Raw genomic sequence first — 21720 nt, 5'->3', positions numbered from 1 at the left:
AGATTCAATAAATTCTTGAACTCCATATGGCATGCATTGGGGGGTAATTTCCAGTGCACAAAAGATGTCAAACCTTAGTGTTTTAGGTGGTTGTGATCACCGTGATAAGCCACGCGCTGGCCCAAAGCAGCAGAATAGCTCTGCTTTTTGTCTCTACGCTGGAATGCAGTTCACAGGGCGGACACAGCCTTCTGACAAAATTGTGAAAGGAAAAGGGTTATTGGATGAGTATGATAAGCTCAAAATCAGTTAAGAAGTCTGATCACCAATCCATCAAGCGGACCCATTTAATGCAAGCGCAAACAAGTTACATACTCTCTCCACATAAGTATTTGCCCCTGGCAATCTCTCTGCTGGCGCTTGTTGTGCTGTATTTTTATATGGGGCAGCGGCCTACAATCGCCACGGGGTTGGGTGTTGCCCTTGGGATCAGTCTGTATCATGCGGCATTTGGCTTTACTTCGGCATGGCGACGTTTTCTGACCGAGGGCTGGGGGGCAGGACTCAAGGCACAGATTGTCATGCTGGCGGTTGTTGTCACGCTGTTCTTTCCGGTGCTGGATAGCGGCACTATTTTGGGCCACAGGGCATCGGGCTTTGTTGCGCCAGCGGGAACAGGTGTTGTGGTCGGGGCCTTTGTCTTTGGCATCGGCATGCAAATCGCGGGGGGCTGTGCCAGTGGAACGCTCTTTACCGTTGGCGGCGGCAGCATCCGTATGGTCGTGACTTTGATCACCTTTATGTTGGGTTCGGTCATTGCGACGGTACACTTGCCGTTCTGGCACGACCTGCCCAAGTGGAAAGCCGTTTCCATGGTGAGCCTCTGGGGGTGGGAACAAGCCCTGATCCTGCATTTGATTGTCTTTGCCTTGCTCTATCTCTTTGTCCGCAGGGTTGAAAACAAAAGCTTTTTGGTGAAAGAAGCCGAGACCTCTCCTAAAACTCCCTTGCTCACACGGGTTACCGAAGGACCATGGCCGCTTGTGCTCGGTGCCGTGGCACTGGCTTTGCTGAACTTTGCGATGTTGGCCCTGTTGGGGCACCCGTGGGGGATTACATCTGGTATTACGCTGTGGGGTGGCAAGCTGGTGTCTTTCCTTGGCGCGGATCTGTCTGACATTCCTTATTGGTCCGGGCGGATGGCGGCGCTGGATCGGTCACTGTTCAAAAGCGATGCCTCGGCCACCAATATAGGTATTGTCGCCGGGGCCATGAGCGCGGCGGTTCTGGCCGGAAAGTTTGGCAAGTCACAGAACGTCACGACCAAAGGCATCGTTACGGCCCTGATTGGCGGCTTGATGTTGGGCTATGGTGCGCGTTTGGCCTATGGCTGTAATATCGGTGCCTTTTTCAGCGGCGTCGCATCGGGCAGCATACACGGCTGGGTGTGGCTCTTCGCGGCTCTCGCCGGGAATATGATCGGCGTCAGAATACGTAGGGCCTATAGTTACTCTACTTAACTTCTGTTTTGCGTTGTTTCATCGTTCGTGTAGGTCGCCTACACGTCTCTCTTCACGCCTTGAACAGAAATCAACTATAGCAACTATTGAAAAGTAAATAGCCATGAGAAAGTAAAATAGCCACAAAAAGAAGTGGCTATAGCCACCTAGTTGTAGCTGCCGACGAGGGTAAAGGGGGTGCCGCCGAGGCCTTTTTTGAAGAAGGTCACGCCCTTGGCATCATTGGGGTTGATCCCGCCGAGGTCCAACCATTTGATGTCGCGCTTTTTCAGTTCCAGCAGGGCATTCCACAACAGGTAATTGTGCGCGCGGGCATCGCGCCCTTCTTGTGAGTTCCAGCCGACCAGATAGGTTGCGCTGCCTTCGTGCAGGAACAACAGAATGGCGCCGACAGCTTCACCATCATGAAGTGCGCGCAGCAACAGAAATTCACCGCGGTCTTTTGTAAAGCGTTTCAGATGCGCGACCAAGGCGGGGCTTGGCCCTTTGAATTCTTTGAGGATCTTATCCATTTCACTGAGTTTCAACAGCCAGTTCAGGTGCTTGCCCTCTGTGTCCAGTTCCAGTGACAGGCCTTTTTTCTCTGACTGGTTCAGTGTATTGCGCCAGTTCTGTTTCAGGTTCGCGCGTAAGACTTCTTCGCGCTGTGTCAGGTCCAGCCAGATTGATGAATAACCGTCTGTCTGAATACGGTTCAGACCAAATTTGCTCAGCAAGGCGCGGTTTTCTTCTGTATCCGGCATTTCCGGTAAGAAGTATCGAAACCGCCAGGGACGCGATGGATAACGTTTTTGTATTTCGGACCAGAAGAATTCGTGAACCTCTTGCGGGATGTCGGGTTCCAGCCACAGCGGCCCGCGATAGAGTCTTACTTTGTGAAAAACACCGAGTAACCGTTGTTCGAGTACTTGACAGATACCGACAATACGCCCTTGCCAATAGATGGTGGCAAACTTGCCTACCAGACGTTCGGTCACCAGAACCGCCTGTGCATAGGGCCAGCTTTGTAAAAGGTTTGATTGCCCGGCTTTACGCACAAGGTTCCGCCACTGGCGTACGGAAACATCGTTCCACTTTATGTCAAGCGTGTTGGTATTGGGTGCTTTCGTCAGGGCTTTATCAGGCATGGATGTGTTGTTGAGCGCGGTTGTTTTGAAAGATTGTTTTTAGGCGAATCATCTATTATCCATAATGCTTTATCTATGGCTTTGTAAATGATTTCCCGATATATTCGTGCTATTATTATACAAGTTCGACAACCATAGTTATTAAACTTGGCTTTTACCTAAGGCGTAAAGAGAGACGTGTAGGTGACCTACACAAACGATGAAACAACGATAAGGAAGAGTTAGATTGGATAACTATCAAAAGGGATTCAAGGTTTTATGGCGAAGGTAGTAGCGGTTTATAACAAAGAAAGAAGACGCGATCATCGCCGCGCCGTTAGCCTTGCTGCAAAGCTAAGTGGATTAGACGCTATCCTCAACGGTGTCCGTGTGACGATTAACGATATCAGTCCCGGCGGCGTCGGCATCAAGGGGGAAGAGACTGATCTTGAAGAATACGGCGATATGGACGTTATCGTTGAAGACGGCGAAAAGCTTGATATAGAAGCACTGGGTCTGAAAGTCGGCGATATTGTCAGCCTCGAAATTCTACTGAAAAAAGCCGATCCCTTTTTGATCGACATCGAAATCCGCCGCGCTGATGCCGACCACGGCAAACTCGGCGCCCGTTTTGTCAACATCGGCAACAAAGACTTTAATACGCTGGAGAAGATCGTTCTGGGGCGGTTGAGGTAGAATTATTGCGGATATAACCCGTGGTGCATTAAGATTTCTAAGTGTCATAAACCGAACGATAAGAAGCATTTTCAAGTCGATTTAAATGTCAGCTTAAATGTCAGCCCGAAATTTGCCAAAACTCTTTTGAAATAATATGTTCATAATCTGCCAGATCATGTTACATAGGCGTCAGAATCATTAGGCCTTATACCATTCCCTAGTTTCAACACGGGTGGGGCCGACTAACTTTATTGCTATAACTGCTCAGGTTGTTATAGCAATAGCTATACAAAACAGGACGTTACAAATTGTCAAAACTTACACCAGATCAAATGGATGATATTATCTTTGGAATGGGCATGACCCATCGCGAGGCCGCTGGCGTTCTCAGAGTCCCGGCAAGAGACCTTTTTAGCTGGGTACAGGGAAAGTCTGAAATCCCTGATGAGAAGGCGACTGAGCTACTCAAACTCGAAGAAACCATCGAAGATTATGTCGAAGACCTTCTCGCGACCGTCGATGACATTGTCGAAGCAAAGGGGAAGCCCGAAAGTGTTCCTGTTATACGGTATCTCGGCAATAAACTGTTCAAAGAATGGAAGCCGGAATTCTACAAGATCTTTCGCTATCACAAGGTATACAGCACGGTTATCACCCGCGCTCGGATAGAGCTTCATAGAGAAGAGATCACTTTGGTTCCCGTCACCTTTGACCCGGAAAGTTATCAGGATTTCCTTGGCGACAAAGAAGATAGCGAAGCCAATCGTCTCGCCTGGGCAGAGACTGTGGGTACAGAAACTGTAGGAACCGAGAAAGTAGGGACCAAGGCTGTAAGTGCCGAGACTGTGGATGCAGAAACTGTAGAGCCAGAAACTGTAGAGGCAGATACAGAAGAATCATAGGTTTGTATGGTAATTGGGGGAGGTTAGATTGCCGGATACACCGGATACACCGGATACAAAGGTAATTCACTATCCTGCCCCACAAGCCGATATTTCTTGCTTCCCCAAGGCCTATTCGGCTGATGAAAGTGTAGAGATTTTCGAGTTACTGAAAACCGATCTCGATTGGCAGCAAGCCGAGATCTCTCTTCATGGCCGGACCGTGCCGATCCCCCGTTTACAGCAATGGTACGGAGAGTCGGACTACACCTATTCACGCCTGCACATGCCAGCAAGGCCGATGACGCCCTTGCTGGAACGTCTCAAGCATCGGGTTGAAGACTTAACCGGATTTACCTATAACAGCGTGCTCTGTAACCTCTACCGTCACGAGCGAGACAGCGTCGCCTGGCATGCGGATGACGAGGCAGAGTTGGGCACAAATCCGGCCATTGCTTCCCTCAGTTTCGGTGGTGATCGGATTTTTCAATTCAAGCCAAAATCAGGCGAGACCCTGCCGTTCGATATCAATCTGCAGGCGGGCAATCTGTTATTGATGAAGGGCGAGACCCAGCACTACTGGTTGCACCAGATCCCCAAGACCAACAAACCAACGGGCGAGCGTATCTGCCTTACCTTCCGGATGACCTATTCCTGATCTCGTGAAACCTCGCAGATTTTAAGACGAAGACTTTAAGGCGCAGACTTCAAAGTGCAGATTTAAAGATAATGTCTCATGCGTGCGAGCTTCTTCGGGCGAAAATTGCCAATGTAAAAATTACCTGTGGAAGAGGGTGTCGTTCGCATTGGCTATGAACCAGAAATATCTTTCAACCGTGCCTTCATAAGCAGGTTATTCATCGTGTAATGCCCCTGAGAGCGAAGCCCCAAGAACACCTCTAGAGAACGCCCCCCAGAGAACGCCCCCCAGAGAACAAACCCTGAGGCTGTATCATTACGCAGCCCCTGATAAATCTTCGGCAAGCATCAGGGCATTGTTGTCGGGGTCATAGAAGGTTGCCGTTTTCACCATACCTTCGACCACATCTGTGGGGCCGTCAAACCGGACACCGGCATCTTCCATCTTGCCCCGTGCGTTATCCAGATCTGCGATGCCGAACACGGGAACACAGTTGCCGGGGGCCGGTTTTGTGTGTTCGCCAAGGCCAATTGTTACGTTTTGCGTGTTGGTTTTAATCTCTGACCAGCCCGCTTCATCGGCGTGGTACATAACTTCAAACCCCAGTATTTTCTGGTACCAGTCCGCACTTTTGTGGCGGTCAGTGACCGACATTGCAATTGTGATCATTTCATTCAACTTTACGAGTGACATAGATTTTCCTTTACTGGTTTTTTCCTTTAGGGGCTTTCTTGTATTCTTAAATTATAGTAACTATACTTTATGGACATAAATATATTTGTCAACATCACATCACGAGCATGGGCGCTGCCCATCCTTGCCAAGCTCCACACTGGCGTGCCGGGGCGGCAAGCCCTCTTGCTGAGCGCAACGGGCGCAAGTCGAACCGCCTTCGCGCAAAGTATGGAACATCTGATTGATATCGGCCTGTTGGAACGCAACCCCGGCCACGGCCACCCCCTGCGCCCTGAATTCCGCCTGACCCCACTGGGCGAAGTCGCAGCCGAAATGGCGCATAAAATTCTGGACGTTTCGGAAGAAAAAGAACAGGACTTGATACGCAGATCCTGGACCTTGCCCGTGCTGGCAACCCTGCAAAAACCAAGTCAGTTCAGCGAAATAAAGCGCAGTCTATCCACCATCACAGACCGCGCCCTGTCCCAGTCCCTGCGCCGCATGGAAGACCGACAATGGATACATAGAAGCGTCGAAAATGCCACCCGCCCGCCCATGCCCATCTATCACCCGATTAATACCGGGGCGATGATCAGTAGCGTGACAAGCGGTGTGATTTTGGGGTGATGGGAAAAGGGCTCTTTATGGGGGGATCGAAATCTGTCGAGCCGACACTGATCACGGGTGATAAGGCTCCGTTTTTTACCTAAGGTTTAAGAATGTCCTAAAAATTGTATTGGTTATAGTTTAAATATTTTCTCTATAAGAACATTAATATTTATGCCAATGCCTGCAATATTTGGTTTTAATTCTAATATAGAATTTATCGAGTTTATTAATATTTTACCTTTTCCTCTAATTTTAAACTTAACTGCTGCATTTGTATTTAGATATTTTCGGAATTTTCCCGATGAAATGGCCTCTATTATAGTATCAATTATGTGATTCATGTATTCGTGTATTTGATCATCTTCTGATCTATCTGAAGTCAAAGGAATAATAAAAACATCGTTCTGGCTTTGTGCAAGAACATTATCAGTGATTATTAAGCAAGTTGCCGAGTGTAACAGATGTTCAATCTCAAAAAAATCATCTTCGAGTTGATTGTTTAGAAAATTTAATACTTCAAGAGAAAGATCCGATGGTCCGTGGATAATACCAGCCCGATTACCCAAACCTTGACTAACACGATTGAAATTTTCATTAATCCATGATGTATGAATTGAGTCTCCAGAACAATCTACGACGTAAATATAATGGTTAAATTTACCAGAGGGAATGTTTCTTAATGTACTTACGTAAAAACCCATTATTAGACTCCTGTAACGGTAATCTTGTCGTGGTTGATGTTAAGTGATTAAATCAGTCAAAATAAGTCTCTTGGCAGCGATCTGTTAGTGAATTACGCATTTTCCCATCCGTTTCATCACGTTCTTTTGCTACTAATCCCATTTCTTGAAGTTTACTTGTCCTTTTACCAACCATTTGATGGGTGGTATCAATTAAACTTGATATTTCTCCGGCACGCATTTTGCGTTCTTCGTCGTTCAAAGTTGTTACAATCTCAAGTTCAATTGGTTCAAGCATGATATCTTTATCTAGTTTTTCTACTTCTTCTCTAAAATCATCAGATAAATTAACAATTGAGCATAAACCTTCCATGCACTCTGGACACCTCCATTTAAACAGTTCAATACTTTTTCTATTTTCCATTGAATGACAAAATCCGCATTTCTCACATTTAATGGTTTGATTCTGCGATAAGAAGTGATGAATTGCTCTGGTGTATTCGAAACATCTTTGTACAAAATAGTTTCTGTATTCACGTCCTTCTGGGTACCCCCAGTTCATTCGTTCGCTTTCACATAAACCCATGAAAAGAGCATATACAACAACATTCTTCCCAGCCTTGTCTCTAGTATTTTTGTATCGTGAGAGAAAGAAGTTTGATTCTAATGATGAAAATATCTCTTCTAAATCTGGACTGACAATAAAGTGACTTGTCTGGGGGTTTCCTCCTAAGTTATCAAAATATCTCCCCCCGACTTCTTTATCTATTATTCGCTTTCTTACTCCCCGGCATTCATTGACGATACAATTAAGTAATTGTTGTTGATTATTTCTGTCTAGCTTGTTTTCAAAAGGTTCGAGGGCATATCTATTTAATCGATCAAAGTATCTGGATATGGTATTTTCATAATATTTTTTCGCGGCTAATCTGATTGATGCGAGCGTTATCTTCTCATTTCTTGATATTTTATCTAAATAACAGATGTGTAGTATATGTCCCATAATCCTTGGAACATTAAATGATGCACGAAACATCATACTCATATAGTCTTCTATTAATGTTGTGGATGTCACATCAAAGTAATCTTCTAATTTTATACCAAATACTTTAAATCGTGTTTCCAGCAATCTATAGGCGTAATCAGAAGCTGATCTTTCCATCTCTTGAACTTCATTTGCTTCATATAGATCTGAGAAATCTAAAAATACTGTATCCGCTTTGCTTGGATCAATTTTCCCGTGATAAATACGTCCAGGATAACCAGCAATTTTAAGTTTCACGATTTCATTACTCGAATTGTTAAGTGGTGATAAGACGACGTCAACAAACAATCGTTGATCAACAATGCTTAATTCAGAAAAATCATCAAAAAATGCTACTAAACGGAGCAGTCCTGATTCTGAAATTAAAGTCTGTATTTCAGTAATAATATCATCAAATGGAAAGGATTTTAATATGACATCAGAGTATTCATTATAGATGTCACTATCATCTAAAGTTCTATCAAAGTCAGATAGAGAACCTGTTAATTCACCGCTAATTTCATAGTCAAAACTTTTTATTTTTGCATTAGCCTTTCCATTAGATGATGTCGCTGTTGAGGCTTCTTGTTGTTTTTTTAATCGAAGTTGGCTTGTAATTTTTTGTAATACTGGAATTTCGTGTTTTTCTAACTTTGAGTTTTTTACTCTATCGCCAATGTCCATCAAAGAGTTACGTAATTCATCGTACTGTTTTTTAGCCCCTCTCCACTTTTCAAGTAAGGTTAAACTTTCGCAACTATCTGATATTCCCTTGAGTAATTCTGAAATTATCTTACCCAGCATTACTTTTCTAAGCATGTGGGCTTTATAGGTTAGGCTTGAAATTCCTGCAGTATCTGGCTCTGCATCAGGAATATTTGTTGCCCCTAATACATCATAAATCGATTTCACATCAATATAGATAGAAATTACATTTTTTCTTTCTCTGAGAACAGATTGAGCTTTTGCAAATACTGTACTTTTTCCTGTTCCTTTTCTTCCGAGCAAAAATGTAGTATTGCTGGACAAAACTGTTTGTAATACGGCTCCTCCGGGAAGAGGATCCACATACAGCATATCGACTGGTTTTGACCCGATATCTGTTTCAAAATCTTTGAGTTCAGCTCGGCGGTATTGTCTAAGAGATTCTGATATCTTAGAAAATCTTTCTATATCCATATAAAAATCCAATATTATGCTTTTAGTTTTGTACAAGAATCTGATTGTTTGTTTTGGGACGATTTCTATATAAATATAAAAACTATATAAAACAACCAGACATACAACCTTTGGTGTTGCTTTTGAGGCGTGGGAAATCATTATACTTTACCTCTTGCCATACAGATATGAGCAACTCTCGGTAGTGGTGGAGGTGGGGTTTTTGATAAAAGGTTAGTTACCTCTATCGGCAATGTTTCTCTGATGATTTTCGTTTATAAAATATTAATAACTGTTCAATTGCAAAACAGCTTAAATCAGTTGATAATAATGCTGTTGCAATCATTGGTAATTGATGAGGTTAAATAACATGGTAGAACTCGCACCCCCTCCTAGCGAAGATTTTCAAGGCATATGGGAAAATGGTTTAGGATCTCAAATGGAGCTATCAGTTCAGGGAAATGATGTTTCAGGTATTTACCGAACCAACGTTGGAGAGCCAACTCCAACAGAAGAATTTGACTTAACTGGATTTGCCTCCGGCGATTTAATAACTTTTACGGTTAACTTTGGTAAGTACGGTTCGCTTACGGCATGGGCAGGACAACATACAGTTATTCGTCCGGGTGAATTTGAAATAAAGACGCTTTGGCATTTAGCTAAGAATATTGCTGAGCAGAATGAGCCAAAAGAATTATGGTCAGGTATACTTGCTGGTGCAAATTCATTTGTTCGGCCAACTCCATAAAAAAGGCTAGCGAAAAAGCTCTTGAAGAAGAAAGGCTAGCTCTTAAAAAAATCGAAACTTCGAAAAAGATAACAGCGATAGCAAGAGATAAAGCTCTTCAAGAGGAGTGTCCCAATATACAACTGCATGAGATAAAGAGAATGGTGTATCAATTGCGATAGTCTAAGTTATACTATGTTAAAGACTTTATCTCCTCAAACAGCCAAAACGGGCCGCCCCTTGGCGGTGGCTATAATAGCGCTTTCGATGAAGAGTTGGTCGCCGCCGGCGTCGGTGATGATTTTATCGAACTGGTCAACTTCTACGATGATATCTGTGGCGCCGCTTTCCGATGCCATTTGATAGGCTTTTTCTTCTGCGTGGGATTTGGCGTAATCGATGGCGTCTTGGGCGACGGTGAAGTTCTTTTGCTCGGTGCCCATATGGGTGCGGAAGCGACCCTTTTCGGGGGAGGAAATCAGGACGGTGTATTTCTGGACAACACCGCCACAGACGGCACCGACTGCGTTTGACACATCGGCGTTTTCCGGCAGGTTTAGCTCTGTGTTCAGGCGTGCCGTGATTTCCGGGTAATAGATAGCTGACGGGGCGCCCGTTGCCACAATGCCTCTGCCCAGTTTGACGGTAAAGTCCAGAAGGGGCGTGTTGGTGGTGGAGCCACTTTTATTGTGGAGCGCATTGTCCAGCAGGGCCAGTCCCAGACTTTGGGTATTGGTCATTTGCGGGATTTTTTCTTCGATAAAGGCGGTGTCGAGAATGGTTTTGCCTGCCTGAACAATGGTTTGCTGGTAAATCATTTCTGCAAGGTCGTCGGGTGTGACGCCCAACAGGTAATTATCACGTTGGGACTGTCTTAAAAACAGTTGCGCGCAGAGCAGGGCGCCGTCGCGGGTCCAGTTGTTCTGTTTGTTCAGGATATGGCTGCTGTCACTGGGGGTCAGACCAGCATTAATCACAAGACCGCGATCAATCAGGCGTTGCAAGGGGCCAGCCATGGCCGGGCGTTCCAGCAATGTGTTCAGGGCAACGGGACCGTCGGCGAGACTTTCCCATATTTCCAGCTCCAGCCGTGACAGGCTGGTGAGGGCAGTATTGAGTTCGCGCAGCTTTAATGCAAAGCGTCCGTCGTATTCACCAATACGTTCATTGCGGAGTTGTTGCTGTAACTCTTCCAGAACGCTTGGGTGTTGTTGGGCGAGAAGGCTGATGGGATAAGCCCTTCGTGGACCGATAGATAAACACCTTTGTGTCCGGTTGAGGGCGACTTCACTGTCGCCGCCCAGTCCATAAGTGCTGACCGCGACGGCCTTGACCATGGTGCGCCAGCCACCGACGTTGGCGCCTTCTTCGCTGAGCTTGGGTTCACCGTCCATCAGGATTGCAATATCGGTAGTGGTACCGCCCATATCGACGACAAAGACATCGCTGGCGCCCGACAGATACTTGGCCCCGACCACAGAGGCCGCAGGGCCGGAGAGAATGGTTTCAACCGGGCGTTCAAGGGCGGTTTGCGCAGAGATCAGCGACCCGTCGCCCTTGACCACCATCACGGGGGCCTTGATGCCCTTTTCCTGTAACATGATATCGACAGAGTGGATCAACTGGTGCAATTGCGGGATCAGTTGGGCATTCAAAAACGCGGTGAGGGCGCGGCGCGGGGCATCCAGCCCCGATGACAGTTCATGGGCACAGGTGACCGGGCGGTCGGTTTTTTCCAGTATCAGGTTGCGGACGGCTTCTTCGTGGGATGCATTGCGCACAGAGAAATAACCCGCAACGGCAAATGCGGACACATTGGGAGCGTGTTCGTCGATGGCCCGTTTCACTGCGTCAAGATCCAGCGCGGATTGCTCATCGCCAAGGGGCGTATGCCCGCCGTCAATAAAGACATAGGGGTTCTTGCCAATGGCGGTGCCGAGGTTTGATCGCTCAAGCGATCCCTTGTCATAGCCGATCATAATCAGACAGACCGGGCTGTCGTGGGCTTCGACAATGGCGTTGGTGGCAAGGGTGGTGGACAGGGACACCATGCGGATCTGGTCGCCCTCGCGATCCATAATCCGGTTGACCGCATCACAGATACCTATGGACAGGTCGTGTTTGGTTGTCAGGGACTTCGCGGTCCGCAGCACACCGTCTTCTTCTGTGAAAAGAACCGCATCCGTATAGGTGCCACCCGTATCAATACCTAACAACATTCCCGAATAATCCGTAACTGCCCGTGAAAAAAAGAACCAGTGATAAAAGAGATAATCTCGTAGCAATTTACTCGGAATACTGCTTCCCTAAAAGCGACGAATTTTCCTGACGCAAATAGATCAAAGCTTCTGATCATTTTAATTCGCTACTCTTCGGCGTTGTTTCATCGCTTATATAGGTCTCCTACACTTCACTCTTCATGCCTTGAATAGCAGCAAATTAAAACGACCAGGGGTACTTTTTGCTGTTAGATTCTTATCCTTTTCGGGCCTTGATAAGGTACCTATCTTTTTCGGACCTTGATCAGGCCCAGGGCACCAATCATACCGATGGTCACGATGCTGACACCGATGATCTCGATGGTCGTCGGGATTTCACCTAGCACTGGCAGGGCGAGGATAACGGCAATACCGGGAACCAGTGCGGCGAAGACTGCACCCTTTGCTGCGCCTAGCAAGGCAACGGCTTTGGTGTAGAACAGCAGGGCAAGAACAGCAGAGCCGATGCCTTGAAAAGCAGCCTGAAACAGGGTTTCTTTGATCGGCGCGACAAAGATCTGTGGGTCGCCAAAGATAAAATAGAGCGGCAGGTAAATGACCATGGACAGCACTGCGACCAAGGCCGTCGCGTGCAGCGGATCAGCCTTGAAATACTTTGTGCCAACCGTATAACACGCCCAACAGCCACCCCCGGCAACAAACAACAGATGTCCCATCCACTGATTATCCCCCGCCATGGCAAGGCCGGACCAGCCAAGCAGGGCAACGCCGAGGATAATAACGCCCAGACCGAGCAGTCGGTTTCTGTCGGGGCGATCGCCAAGGATAAACCAGCCGCCGATAGTGGACAGGGTCATCATGCAGCTTGGCGCGATGATCCCCATGTGACTTGCAGGGGCAAAGTTAAGTCCTGTCACGGTGAGCAGCATATAGGGTGCACCAGCTCCGAAGGCAAAAAGAAGCCCACCGGGCAGGCCGATGCCTTTGAAACCACGTTTGAGGATCAGGGGTAAAAGGATCGTGCCTGCCACACCAAAGCGCAGGGCCGTAATATCATAAGGCGTCAGGGTTTGGTTTTGAAGACCGAGACTGGACACCACAGGCCATGCTCCCCACAACAGGGCAGCCATCAAGCCATAGATAATACCCATTGTCAGTGTGCTTTGCTCTGATTTTAAAACCTGATCCATACCCGTTACCCGATACTCAAAAAATACGTTATGTCTTTATTGTCTGGATCGTAGCCGATTTTTTGCATCGTTTTGCTGCAAAATAAGTGGTTTCCGGATCAAAAAACTGCAACAAATAGAAATCGAAGCGTTTTTTCGACCTCTATCCAGTTTAACCCCTAGCCGGAAACGGCAACAGACTAGTGTCGCCCTACAGATCAGTTTAAAGACCAAGATGAAAATAGATAATTTTGACAAAGCTATCCTGCGATTATTACAGGAAAATTCCCGCCTCAAATCAGATAGCATTGCGGAACAAGTTGGTCTGTCCGCGACTGCATGTCAACGCCGTATTAAACGACTACGGGATATGGGGGCTATTGAGCGGGAAGTCGCAGTAATTAACCCCGATGTTTCGGCGCACAATCTGACCTTGATTGTCCAACTGGTTATTGAACGTTGTGACGCCAAGATCTTAAAGGCCTTAACAACACAGTTCCTCGGCGAGCCTGAAATCCAACAATGCTATAACGTGACCGGATCTTTTGATTTCCTGCTGATCGTCACAGCGGAAAACATGACAACCTACGACAAGTTCACCAAACGCGTGTTTTTCGATAACCCGGCGATACAGGAATTTACCACCACCGTCGTAATGGAAAACGTCAAACGTGGGCTGGAACTCCCTATCACCTAATGTCTATAGGTCTAGGCCTGAATCAGGCTCTGCCAATGGAGGGAAGATCGCACGATTTCTGCCATGGCCTGATAGCCTTTTCCGGTTGAATGCAGTCCGTCATTTTCCGCAAGCCCTGTCATGAAGCCATTACTCGAGCTCAAGGCCTCGTGCATATTGATATAGGGAATGTCCAAGTCCTGACAGATGGTACTGTATTCTGCTGAGCCACTGGCCAGTTCCTCGTTTTTAAAATCAAAATGCATATTCGATACTGTCGAGAAAAAGGGCAGCTTGCCTTCATCAACAGGTGTTGGGCCAAAAACAAGCAAGGGTGCGATTTCTGCAAGCTCTGTCATCAGGGCTTTGAAGTTGTTCATGGCTCTGCGCCTTGGAGTTCTGGGAAAACCGCTTTCAATGAGGGCGAAATCGTTAGACCCCGTAGCGAAAACAATAAAGTCCTTTGCATCTTTAAATCTGGCCCGACATTCCGATGCCGCGCGGCCCGATATTTCCTTGAGCGTCTGCCCCCTGACGCCCAGATTATAGTGGATAAAGCTTTGTTTGGTTTCTGCCTCTAAAAGCGCAAGGCGTCCGGGCATCCCCAGCTGCGCTTCATCGCCCATTCCCTCCATAACGGATGCGCCAAGAAAACAAACTCGTTTCATTTTTCTATCTTTCGGTCTTTATAGTTTTGTTTGGGATCATCTAAATAAAGAAGGGTAAGCGCCAAGTGCCTGTGCTCCGCCTGTATGCAGGAAGATCACGGTATCGTTTTCTGTAAATCGCCCCTGTCTTATATGATCAACAAGGCCAGCAAAGGCTTTGCCAGAATAGACGGGGTCCAGCAATATTCCTTCGTTTCGCGCAAGTAACTCGATCGCTTCGTTTCCTGCGTCAGATGGAATGCCATAGTTGCTGCCGCCATAGCCTGTAATCACTTGCAAGTCCTGTTCTGGGTCCCAGCTTTCAAAACGCCCAAGGCGTTCCAGTGTTTCCGGTACAATAGACTTGATGGCATCGGTGACAGGGGCAGGATCACCGTCAACTTCCACGCCGAGAATAGGGAAAGGGCGTTTCAGCGTGATCATCCCGGCAATGAGGCCAGCCTGCGTCCCGCCGCTGGATGTCGCGTGATAGAGCGCTTTGGGGGAGATGCTTAGTTCGCGGCATTGTTCCTGAATTTCCATCAGGGCGCTGGCATAGCCTAGGGCGCCAACCGCATTGGAGCCGCCAACGGGGATGACATAGGGCCTTTCGCCAGCTTTTGTGAGATCAGAAGCCAGATCATCCATAATCTGATCCCGATCAGAACCGCCGGGATGAATGGTAATTTCGGCCCCGAGCAACTTATCAAGGACGAGGTTTCCCGATGTCTGGTAAGCCGGATCTTGCCAGTCAACATTTCGCACCAGGACCAGATGGCACTTTAGCCCGTAACGTGCTGCCGCTGCGGCGGTCTGTCTAACATGGTTGGATTGCAGGCCGCCCGCTGTAATCACACAGGTTGCTTCCTTGTCCAGCGCATCCGCAATCAGAAACTCCAGCTTGCGGGTTTTATTACCACCCCCGGCAAGACCTGTGCAGTCATCCCGTTTGATAAAGATCTCTGGCCCGCCGAGATGCTTCGATAGCTTGCTGAGAAGGTGCAGGGGCGTCGGGGTGAAGGCCAGTGGCACAGATGAATTGAATTCGGTAAGCATGGGGTACCTGAGAAACGGTTGGTAATTGGTATCAGAGTGTTTAGAGGCTTACTCTGATCGCTTTCCGGTTTTACTTCAATAGGGAGAGGTGAATTTCTGATGTCTTATGTAAACATTACCTGCTGGTTGGGCATTTCCTGTTAACGGTGGATTCCATGATCGTATTGCTAACGAACGACGACAAGGTCTCAAACTCAGCCCTTGCTATCGGGGTGGAAAGAGAAAGGGGCATTTTTTATTTGCGAGATGAAAAGCTTGGCCAAATAGCTCGCCAAATAAAAGATCTAGCCAGAAGATCTAGCCAAAAGATCTAGCCAGAAGATAACATCACAAGATACAGCCCAAAAATGCCACCCGAAAATGAGCAACTAGAAAATGGTGAAGAAGAGTTCGGGCAGCTAAGAGTTAAGACTGGTGATTAGACTTCCTCAAGATGTCCAGTTTTGACAAGCAACGTTGTGTCTTTTGTGAAATCATATTTGACCTCTGTTCCTGTTGGGTAACGCAACCATGATCGGTCGGGGAAGGCACGGCCATTGGACTGTAGCTCACCGGTAACAACCAGAACTTCCATGCCTTTTTCCGGGGTGGTTAGTGTTGCGTTGGAGCCTGTATCCCATTTTTGCAGGGTGACTTTTTCGCTCTCGAACTCATGCAGGTTCAAAACCCTTTGCCCTTTGTGATCTCCCTTTACCCAGTGATCTTTGCTGGTCGTATCAACTGACTTTTGTTCCGTATCGTTTTTATCAAACTGCCAGAGCTTCACAAAGATGGTGCAGCCCTCAACAGTATGCGGCGAGTGGCTGGTGCCGATTGGATTGCGCACATAGGTCCCGGCGGGAAAGTCGCCGTATTGGTCCGAGAAGGTTCCCTCAAGCACAAAGAATTCTTCGCCGCCATCATGGGTATGTTCGGGGAAATACTTGTCGCGATCAAACTGTACAATCGTTGTTGCGCGCGCGACTTCATCGCCAATGCGATCAAGCATCGTTCTGTTAACCCCCGGTGCCGGAGAGGGCGACGGACTTGTATCTGAGGGATGTAATTCAACAGACTTAGTGAAATCAGCATTGATGCGCATAAAGCTCTCCGTTATGTACCTATGAGTAGGTAATTTTTCTTGTTTATCATTTATGCCTTTAAAAAGAAACGTCAAGAGGCTATCTATCAATTAATAGGTAAGCCGAATGGTTCGCTAAGAGTAGAGAGACAAATGACCGAAAGATCAAAAACAGCATCGGCAATTATGGACATTGCAGAAGACTACATTCGTACACGTGGTTATAACGCCTTTAGCTTTCGCGATATCTCTGCTGAAATTGGCATCAAGACAGCTAGTATTCACTATCACTTTCCCTCCAAAGCTGATTTGGGTGTCGCCGTCACACAACGATATACCGAACGCTTTATCGAAAGCTTGGGGGAACCTGATGCTTATTCTGCAATGGAACAGGTGCTGCGCTACAAAGAAGCTTTTCGGTCTTCTTATGCTGCGGGTGAACAAATGTGTCTCTGCGGCATGTTAGGGGCCGAGATTTCATCACTCCCAGATAACGTGATGGTGAAATCCAAGGCATTTTTTGATCAAAATATGTCCTGGCTTACCCGTGTCTTTCTATCCGATAAGGCAAGCGTATATTCTGAAGAAAGCGCGCAAAGCGAGGCTCTGAAGCTATTGGCGTTGCTTGAAGGGGGACTTATTGTAGCCCGTACAATGGATGGTCTGCAGACCTTTGACCAGATTATTGACTATGTTGCCCAGTAACAATACCCAGTAACAATAGTAGCCCTAACAACAATTAGTTTATTGTTCTGTGAGGTCGAAAAAAACTATAGACACTATTCTTGTGGCTGTGTCATTCTGCGTTGAATTCTCGTCAAGGTTTTGGTGCGTTCTGGTTACTATTTTAAACTTATTCACGTTTTTTTATGGATTGACGTCTGCCAAAGTGTCATCGACTTGATAAGGCTGTGTGGGGATCCTTATCTTTTGTTTTTAAGAATTAGAAATACGATATCGCGCTGTCGATGTCTGAATATACAAAAATATATTCTAATAGGCTCTTTGTTCCTTTTGTTGAACTTAGGGGTGGTCCTCCTTGTTCCATCTAGTGTTGTTGCTCAATCAATTGATGGGGCAGTCGAAGAGGCAATTGAAGATATCTATTCGGGTGATCGTTACCAAAGTGAACCTCCTTTTGATGTGAAATCCGAGAAAGCCGAAAAGAAAGTACCAGAGAAAAAGAAGGAAAATTCTGAACCCTTTGATCTCTCGGCATTGGAGTTTCTAGGCCAGATTATTCTTTTCGGTTTCTTAGCTGTTGTTGTGGTTTTGCTGGCCAAAGCCGCCTATCGCTATTTCAGTGATTTAAAACGGCGCCCTCAAAATAAAACTGTCGTCGAAGAAGAGGCGAGCTCTTATGCCAGAGTAACGCGCATTTCAGATGAACTGAGCAAGGTAACATTGGAACATGCGGATCAATTGGCGCGTCAGGGGCATTTCGAAGCAGCAATTCGGGCCATTCTTTTGTGTTGCCTGAAACATGTAAAAGAGAGTTATCACACAACCTTGCCAGATGCCTTGACGAATAGAGAGATCTTGCAAGCAGATTGGCTACCAGTTGATATCAAGAAAAAGATGATTGTTATTGTAAACGCCGAAGAATTGACCGAATTTGGCGGGCGTTCAGCTGGGCCTGAAGAGTTTTCATCGTGCCGTGAAGCATTCCAGATCTTTATGACGCCTAGAAGCATGGCGTCAGGTAGTCAAGCCGCTGCCCAGCAGGGGGACGCATAATGGACGATCGGGTCTTTTCAAAACGCACCCTGTTGTGGTTGCTTGTGATTGGAATGCTTTCGTTTTTGGGCGCTTTTGTTGCTTCTATCTATCAGGATAAACTTGTAAAGCTAAACTCCTATGGGGCGAATTCCTATTCTGAATCAGCTGTTGGCCACAAAGCTTTTACCAAGCTGTTGCAGAAAATGAATTTCCGAACACGTATTAGCCGTGAAATTCGTGGTGGGTTTAATTTTTCCGATGTCAAACTGGTGATTGAGCCGCAAACGGCTTCTGGATTATCCAATACCCTGACAGGTTTCAGTGGTGTGGGATCATTGATTGTTTTACCTAAATGGGATGTCCGCCCAGACCCGCAAAATAGTCGCTGGGTCAAGGAAATGAAACTAAAGCAGTCAGGTCAGGTTCTGAATATTCTGGAATACGTCGGAAATGATCTGGAACTTATTCGAAATGATACAACGCTGACGGCAGAAAATTTTACTTGGGATTCTGAATTATTTTCTCTGGATCAGCAGCTATCCGTTCTTGCGCCACAGTTGATTGCTGAAAACACGGATGTGTTACGTCCCTTGGTTTATAACGATCAGGGTATTCTCTTAGCCGAAGTAATCCAGTCCGATTTTTTCTATGATATAGATCGTACCTGGGTTTTGAGTGACCCGGATATCCTGTCAAACCACGGACTGGATAACGCAGGAAACGCTGCCTTTATTGTTAGTGTTATTAACGAGCTTACTCATGGTAAAACCGGTGGCGTTATCATTGATGAAACGTCTCATGGCTATGCATCCGAGCCAAGTTTGTGGCAAAAGATGTTTGAGTTTCCTTTTGCTGTTGTCTCATTGCTGGTTGCCGTATCTGTTCTTTTTCTGGCGTGGAGCAGCTTTACGCGATTTGGATCACCTGAACGGAGTGATCAGGAGTACCAGACGGGTAAAGAATTCTTGATTGGAAACACGGCTGAGCTTCTTGCTTTTGGCGGACACGGCGCTTTGATGCTCAAGCAGTATGTGGACAGATCGTTGCAATCAGTTGCTCTGAATTTGCACGCCCCAAAGAATATCGAACCATACGAACTGCTTCGATGGCTTGATCGTGTTGGCCATGCCCGTGGTATTGGTATCAGCAGTAGTGAAGTGATCAGAACGGCCGAAGATTTATACAAAGCAAACACATTTAACGTTTTAGCTGCCATTCGTGCAGCACAGAATATCCATAGATGGAAACAGGAGATGCTGCATGGAACTGGATGACATCCGGACCATTAGTGACGGTTTAAAAGCAGAAGTACGTAGGACAATTGTCGGGCAAGAAGGCGCATTGGATCTGATCTTGGTCAGCCTGTTGTGCAAAGGGCATATCTTGCTGGAAGGAGTTCCCGGAACAGGTAAAACGCTGTTGGTTCGTTCATTCTCAAAAGCTTTGAATTTAAAATTTGGACGTATCCAGTTTACACCGGACCTTATGCCGGGTGATGTCCTGGGGACAAACTTGTTCAATTTTCAGACGAACGAGTTTTCTCTTACCAAAGGACCGATCTTTACAGACTTGCTTTTGGCGGATGAAATCAACAGAACACCGCCCAAGACGCAATCTGCTTTGCTTGAAGCGATGAGTGAGCGATCCGTAACAATTGATGGTACCAGCCATGATCTAGGGGCTGGATTTCTGGTGATTGCGACACAAAACCCTATTGAGCAACAGGGAACCTACCCCTTGCCGGAAGCTCAATTGGACCGTTTCATGTTCAAACATGTCTTGGAGTACCCAAGTGAAGCCGAGGAACGGTCAATTGTTGCAATGCATGGCCATCAGACATCGATGCCAAAGCTGGATGAATTTGGCATGAAGGGAATCGCTGATCTGGATAAGCTGGAAGAGATGAGGGCACTCGTTGCCAAAGTTAGATTAAGCCCGGACATAACCAATTATATTGTTTCTGTTGTTCGTGCCACCCGAGAGCACCCGGCACTTCAGTTCGGAGGGTCTCCTAGATCTGCAACGATGCTGGCCGCAGCTTCCAGAGCATATGCGGCTTTACAGGGACGAGACTATGTGATCCCGGATGACGTGAAATTTGTCGCTATTCCCGGATTACATCACCGTGTTGTTCTTGCGCCTAGCGCAGAAATTGAAGGAACACGGACAAACAATGTTATTCGTGAAATTCTGGAACAGACAGCTGCCCCGAGATAATGAGACCAACGCTTCGTAGTGCCCTTCTTATCTCGCTGGGAATACCCCTCAGCCTTATCCTGATTATTTGGGATGAGGGGCTGTGGCTGTTTGGTGTGGTTTATTTGTTCCTGGCTCTTTTGCTTATTGGGTTTGATGCTCTGAATTCATTGGGGGCAAGCCGAATAGCTCTGTCGCAAAATATTCCGCAGTTACTCTATGCCGGGCACGAAGATTATGCCTATTTCTCTCTTACGATTTCCAGTCGGCTTCGGGCATATGGTGTGACAGCTTTGTTGGATGTAGAGAGTGAGTATCTTAATAAAGCTGCACCTGTGATTATTGATCGTCTGGATCAAAGAGAGGTTGGTGAACTGGCGTTTCCTCTGGTTGTAAAGCGGCGAGGCAAAGCTAAGATAACCAACCTATGGCTCAAGTGGTATAGTCCTTGGGGGTTAGTTGTTCGACAAACCAAATGGGATCTAGATCATGAAGTGTCGATTGTACCCAACGTACATGCTGTAAAGACTGCTGCATTACAGATTGATAGTCGTGATGCGTTTCATGGAACTAAGGTACAGCAACAACGTGGCGACGGAACCGAGTTTGATGCCTTGCGTGAATATCAGCCGGGGTATGATTTGCGTTCGATTGATTGGAAGCATTCAGCAAGACATCGCAAATTGGTATGTAAGGAATTTCAGGTCGAACGAAATCACAATGTCATTCTTGCTTTTGACACAGGGCATTTGATGACAAGACCCATAGATGGGCTGCCGCAGCTGGATCACATGATCAATGCCGGCTTACTGTTGGGATTTATGGCTCTAAGGGGGGGCGATAAGGTTGGCTTGTATGGTTTTGATGCTAAAGTCAGAAGGCTTGCAAAACCTTTGGGCGGACATCAGGCCTTTAGTCATCTACAGTCAAATTGTGCAGAACTGGATTACCAGCATAATGAAACCAACTTTACGCTGGGGCTTTCTCACCTTTCGGGCAAATTGCAACGCAGATCATTAATTGTTCTCTACACCGACTTTGTTGATACAGTTACAGCAGAGTTGATGATTGAAAATATTACGCGCATGGCCAAGCGCCATCTAATTATTTTTGTTACTTTGGAAGATCGTGAACTTTCTGAGGTAGCTGAAAGAAAACCACATTCCGTGAATGATATTGCCAAGTCGGTTGTTGCAGACGACTTTCTCAGGGATAGGCGAGTTGTTTTTGAGAGGTTACGTCGTCTTGGGGTGCATTGTATTCAGGCCCAGGCGGCATCATTGAGTGCTGATCTTGTTGAACGCTATCTGGCCATAAAACATCAGGAGCTAATCTGATAT

The 21720-nt window shown here is 46.6% G+C and carries 22 protein-coding genes; 13 read left to right on the top strand and 9 right to left on the bottom strand.

Annotation, left to right across the window (positions count from 1 at the left end; all coding sequences use genetic code 11):
* Positions 1 to 64: 64 nt before the first annotated feature.
* Positions 65 to 253, top strand: a complete 189-nt coding sequence (locus tag WH96_RS16550; protein ID WP_047765333.1) for a hypothetical protein — start codon at positions 65 to 67, stop codon at positions 251 to 253.
* Positions 225 to 1460, top strand: coding sequence for a YeeE/YedE family protein (locus WH96_RS16545; protein ID WP_218045076.1), 1236 nt, complete (start codon positions 225 to 227; stop codon positions 1458 to 1460). Before WH96_RS16550 ends, WH96_RS16545 begins: the two co-directional genes overlap by 29 nt.
* Before the next feature lie 146 nt (positions 1461 to 1606).
* Here the strand turns inward: WH96_RS16545 and WH96_RS16540 are convergent, their stop codons facing one another.
* Complete coding sequence (locus WH96_RS16540) at positions 1607 to 2587, bottom strand: lipid II:glycine glycyltransferase FemX (RefSeq protein WP_047765331.1); 981 nt, start codon at positions 2585 to 2587, stop codon at positions 1607 to 1609.
* Between the two features lie 258 nt (positions 2588 to 2845).
* Here WH96_RS16540 and WH96_RS16535 point away from each other — a divergent pair, with 258 nt between their 5' ends.
* From WH96_RS16535 to WH96_RS16525, 3 genes are all read left to right on the top strand, one after another.
* Entirely contained in the window at positions 2846 to 3262 is a 417-nt protein-coding gene (locus tag WH96_RS16535) for a PilZ domain-containing protein (RefSeq protein WP_047765330.1), read from the top strand.
* Between the two features lie 290 nt (positions 3263 to 3552).
* Positions 3553 to 4146 carry a DUF4447 family protein gene (locus WH96_RS16530; protein ID WP_047765329.1) on the top strand — a complete coding sequence of 198 codons (594 nt, stop codon included), beginning with the start codon at positions 3553 to 3555 and terminating at the stop codon, positions 4144 to 4146.
* Positions 4147 to 4174: 28 nt separating this feature from the next.
* Positions 4175 to 4783: an alpha-ketoglutarate-dependent dioxygenase AlkB family protein gene (locus tag WH96_RS16525; RefSeq protein WP_047765328.1), complete on the top strand. Its 609-nt coding sequence runs from the start codon at positions 4175 to 4177 to the stop codon at positions 4781 to 4783.
* Positions 4784 to 5080: 297 nt separating this feature from the next.
* Here WH96_RS16525 and WH96_RS16520 read toward each other — a convergent pair whose 3' ends face one another.
* Complete coding sequence (locus WH96_RS16520; RefSeq protein ID WP_047765327.1) at positions 5081 to 5458, bottom strand: VOC family protein; 378 nt, start codon at positions 5456 to 5458, stop codon at positions 5081 to 5083.
* Between the two features lie 69 nt (positions 5459 to 5527).
* Between WH96_RS16520 and WH96_RS16515 the strand changes: the two genes are divergently transcribed.
* Entirely contained in the window at positions 5528 to 6067 is a 540-nt protein-coding gene (locus tag WH96_RS16515; protein WP_047765326.1) for a winged helix-turn-helix transcriptional regulator, read from the top strand.
* Between the two features lie 113 nt (positions 6068 to 6180).
* Here the strand turns inward: WH96_RS16515 and WH96_RS16510 are convergent, their stop codons facing one another.
* Positions 6181 to 6750, bottom strand: a complete 570-nt coding sequence (locus WH96_RS16510; RefSeq protein ID WP_047765325.1) for a hypothetical protein — start codon at positions 6748 to 6750, stop codon at positions 6181 to 6183.
* Between the two features lie 52 nt (positions 6751 to 6802).
* Positions 6803 to 9073 carry a winged helix DNA-binding protein gene (locus tag WH96_RS16505; RefSeq protein WP_204248223.1) on the bottom strand — a complete coding sequence of 757 codons (2271 nt, stop codon included), beginning with the start codon at positions 9071 to 9073 and terminating at the stop codon, positions 6803 to 6805.
* A gap of 208 nt (positions 9074 to 9281) precedes the next feature.
* Here WH96_RS16505 and WH96_RS16500 point away from each other — a divergent pair, with 208 nt between their 5' ends.
* Positions 9282 to 9659 carry an avidin/streptavidin family protein gene (locus tag WH96_RS16500; protein WP_047765324.1) on the top strand — a complete coding sequence of 126 codons (378 nt, stop codon included), beginning with the start codon at positions 9282 to 9284 and terminating at the stop codon, positions 9657 to 9659.
* A 194-nt stretch (positions 9660 to 9853) separates the two neighbouring features.
* Here WH96_RS16500 and WH96_RS16495 read toward each other — a convergent pair whose 3' ends face one another.
* Together WH96_RS16495 and WH96_RS16490 are read right to left on the bottom strand one after the other, a co-directional pair.
* Positions 9854 to 11857, bottom strand: a complete 2004-nt coding sequence (locus WH96_RS16495; RefSeq protein ID WP_047765323.1) for a hydantoinase/oxoprolinase N-terminal domain-containing protein — start codon at positions 11855 to 11857, stop codon at positions 9854 to 9856.
* Positions 11858 to 12141: 284 nt separating this feature from the next.
* Positions 12142 to 13047, bottom strand: coding sequence for a DMT family transporter (locus WH96_RS16490; protein WP_047765322.1), 906 nt, complete (start codon positions 13045 to 13047; stop codon positions 12142 to 12144).
* A 214-nt stretch (positions 13048 to 13261) separates the two neighbouring features.
* Between WH96_RS16490 and WH96_RS16485 the strand changes: the two genes are divergently transcribed.
* Positions 13262 to 13723, top strand: coding sequence for an Lrp/AsnC family transcriptional regulator (locus tag WH96_RS16485; protein ID WP_047765321.1), 462 nt, complete (start codon positions 13262 to 13264; stop codon positions 13721 to 13723).
* An 11-nt stretch (positions 13724 to 13734) separates the two neighbouring features.
* On the opposite strand, the gene WH96_RS21520 is transcribed toward WH96_RS16485, so the two are convergent.
* The 3 genes from WH96_RS21520 to WH96_RS16470 form a co-directional block, all read right to left on the bottom strand.
* The gene (locus tag WH96_RS21520) at positions 13735 to 14370 is read right to left on the bottom strand and encodes a GDSL-type esterase/lipase family protein (RefSeq protein WP_053006053.1); all 636 of its coding nucleotides are present in this window, start codon (positions 14368 to 14370) and stop codon (positions 13735 to 13737) included.
* Between the two features lie 36 nt (positions 14371 to 14406).
* Positions 14407 to 15405 carry a D-cysteine desulfhydrase family protein gene (locus WH96_RS16475; RefSeq protein WP_047765320.1) on the bottom strand — a complete coding sequence of 333 codons (999 nt, stop codon included), beginning with the start codon at positions 15403 to 15405 and terminating at the stop codon, positions 14407 to 14409.
* A gap of 418 nt (positions 15406 to 15823) precedes the next feature.
* The gene (locus WH96_RS16470) at positions 15824 to 16486 is read right to left on the bottom strand and encodes a cupin domain-containing protein (protein ID WP_047765319.1); all 663 of its coding nucleotides are present in this window, start codon (positions 16484 to 16486) and stop codon (positions 15824 to 15826) included.
* 132 nt (positions 16487 to 16618) lie between these two features.
* On the opposite strand from WH96_RS16470, the gene WH96_RS16465 reads away from it, so the two are divergent.
* The 5 genes from WH96_RS16465 to WH96_RS16445 all read left to right on the top strand — a co-directional run bounded on the left by WH96_RS16465 (position 16619) and on the right by WH96_RS16445 (position 21717).
* Positions 16619 to 17170 carry a TetR/AcrR family transcriptional regulator gene (locus tag WH96_RS16465; protein WP_047765318.1) on the top strand — a complete coding sequence of 184 codons (552 nt, stop codon included), beginning with the start codon at positions 16619 to 16621 and terminating at the stop codon, positions 17168 to 17170.
* A gap of 324 nt (positions 17171 to 17494) precedes the next feature.
* Positions 17495 to 18202, top strand: coding sequence for a hypothetical protein (locus WH96_RS16460; RefSeq protein ID WP_047765317.1), 708 nt, complete (start codon positions 17495 to 17497; stop codon positions 18200 to 18202).
* On the top strand, positions 18202 to 19458 hold the full coding sequence (locus tag WH96_RS16455) for a hypothetical protein (RefSeq protein WP_047765316.1): 1257 nt from the start codon (positions 18202 to 18204) through the stop codon (positions 19456 to 19458). The genes WH96_RS16460 and WH96_RS16455 overlap by 1 nt, the downstream gene beginning before the upstream one ends.
* Positions 19445 to 20401: an AAA family ATPase gene (locus WH96_RS16450; RefSeq protein WP_047765315.1), complete on the top strand. Its 957-nt coding sequence runs from the start codon at positions 19445 to 19447 to the stop codon at positions 20399 to 20401. Before WH96_RS16455 ends, WH96_RS16450 begins: the two co-directional genes overlap by 14 nt.
* On the top strand, positions 20401 to 21717 hold the full coding sequence (locus tag WH96_RS16445) for a DUF58 domain-containing protein (RefSeq protein ID WP_053006052.1): 1317 nt from the start codon (positions 20401 to 20403) through the stop codon (positions 21715 to 21717). The genes WH96_RS16450 and WH96_RS16445 overlap by 1 nt, the downstream gene beginning before the upstream one ends.
* Positions 21718 to 21720 lie beyond the last annotated feature (3 nt).

Source organism: Kiloniella spongiae (assembly GCF_001026905.1).
GTDB lineage: Bacteria > Pseudomonadota > Alphaproteobacteria > Kiloniellales > Kiloniellaceae > Kiloniella > Kiloniella spongiae.
The sequence above is the reverse complement of the archived record's forward strand: the minus strand, read 5'-3'. Positions and strand labels throughout refer to the sequence as shown.

What these genes read in the sequence shown, in the direction of transcription:
- WH96_RS16485 (WP_047765321.1), top strand. Translation starts at nt 13,262, where the DNA reads ATGAAAATAGATAATTTTGACAAAGCTATCCTGCGATTATTACAGGAA.
- WH96_RS16535 (WP_047765330.1), top strand. Translation starts at nt 2,846, where the DNA reads ATGGCGAAGGTAGTAGCGGTTTATAACAAAGAAAGAAGACGCGATCAT.
- WH96_RS16550 (WP_047765333.1), top strand. Translation starts at nt 65, where the DNA reads ATGTCAAACCTTAGTGTTTTAGGTGGTTGTGATCACCGTGATAAGCCA.
- WH96_RS16495 (WP_047765323.1), bottom strand. Translation starts at nt 11,857, where the DNA reads ATGTTGTTAGGTATTGATACGGGTGGCACCTATACGGATGCGGTTCTT.
- WH96_RS16545 (WP_218045076.1), top strand. Translation starts at nt 225, where the DNA reads ATGAGTATGATAAGCTCAAAATCAGTTAAGAAGTCTGATCACCAATCC.
- WH96_RS16455 (WP_047765316.1), top strand. Translation starts at nt 18,202, where the DNA reads ATGGACGATCGGGTCTTTTCAAAACGCACCCTGTTGTGGTTGCTTGTG.
- WH96_RS16450 (WP_047765315.1), top strand. Translation starts at nt 19,445, where the DNA reads ATGGAACTGGATGACATCCGGACCATTAGTGACGGTTTAAAAGCAGAA.
- WH96_RS16465 (WP_047765318.1), top strand. Translation starts at nt 16,619, where the DNA reads ATGACCGAAAGATCAAAAACAGCATCGGCAATTATGGACATTGCAGAA.
- WH96_RS16505 (WP_204248223.1), bottom strand. Translation starts at nt 9,073, where the DNA reads ATGATTTCCCACGCCTCAAAAGCAACACCAAAGGTTGTATGTCTGGTT.
- WH96_RS16515 (WP_047765326.1), top strand. Translation starts at nt 5,528, where the DNA reads ATGGACATAAATATATTTGTCAACATCACATCACGAGCATGGGCGCTG.
- WH96_RS16520 (WP_047765327.1), bottom strand. Translation starts at nt 5,458, where the DNA reads ATGTCACTCGTAAAGTTGAATGAAATGATCACAATTGCAATGTCGGTC.
- WH96_RS21520 (WP_053006053.1), bottom strand. Translation starts at nt 14,370, where the DNA reads ATGAAACGAGTTTGTTTTCTTGGCGCATCCGTTATGGAGGGAATGGGC.
- WH96_RS16510 (WP_047765325.1), bottom strand. Translation starts at nt 6,750, where the DNA reads ATGGGTTTTTACGTAAGTACATTAAGAAACATTCCCTCTGGTAAATTT.
- WH96_RS16475 (WP_047765320.1), bottom strand. Translation starts at nt 15,405, where the DNA reads ATGCTTACCGAATTCAATTCATCTGTGCCACTGGCCTTCACCCCGACG.
- WH96_RS16540 (WP_047765331.1), bottom strand. Translation starts at nt 2,587, where the DNA reads ATGCCTGATAAAGCCCTGACGAAAGCACCCAATACCAACACGCTTGAC.
- WH96_RS16490 (WP_047765322.1), bottom strand. Translation starts at nt 13,047, where the DNA reads ATGGATCAGGTTTTAAAATCAGAGCAAAGCACACTGACAATGGGTATT.
- WH96_RS16500 (WP_047765324.1), top strand. Translation starts at nt 9,282, where the DNA reads ATGGTAGAACTCGCACCCCCTCCTAGCGAAGATTTTCAAGGCATATGG.
- WH96_RS16445 (WP_053006052.1), top strand. Translation starts at nt 20,401, where the DNA reads ATGAGACCAACGCTTCGTAGTGCCCTTCTTATCTCGCTGGGAATACCC.
- WH96_RS16470 (WP_047765319.1), bottom strand. Translation starts at nt 16,486, where the DNA reads ATGCGCATCAATGCTGATTTCACTAAGTCTGTTGAATTACATCCCTCA.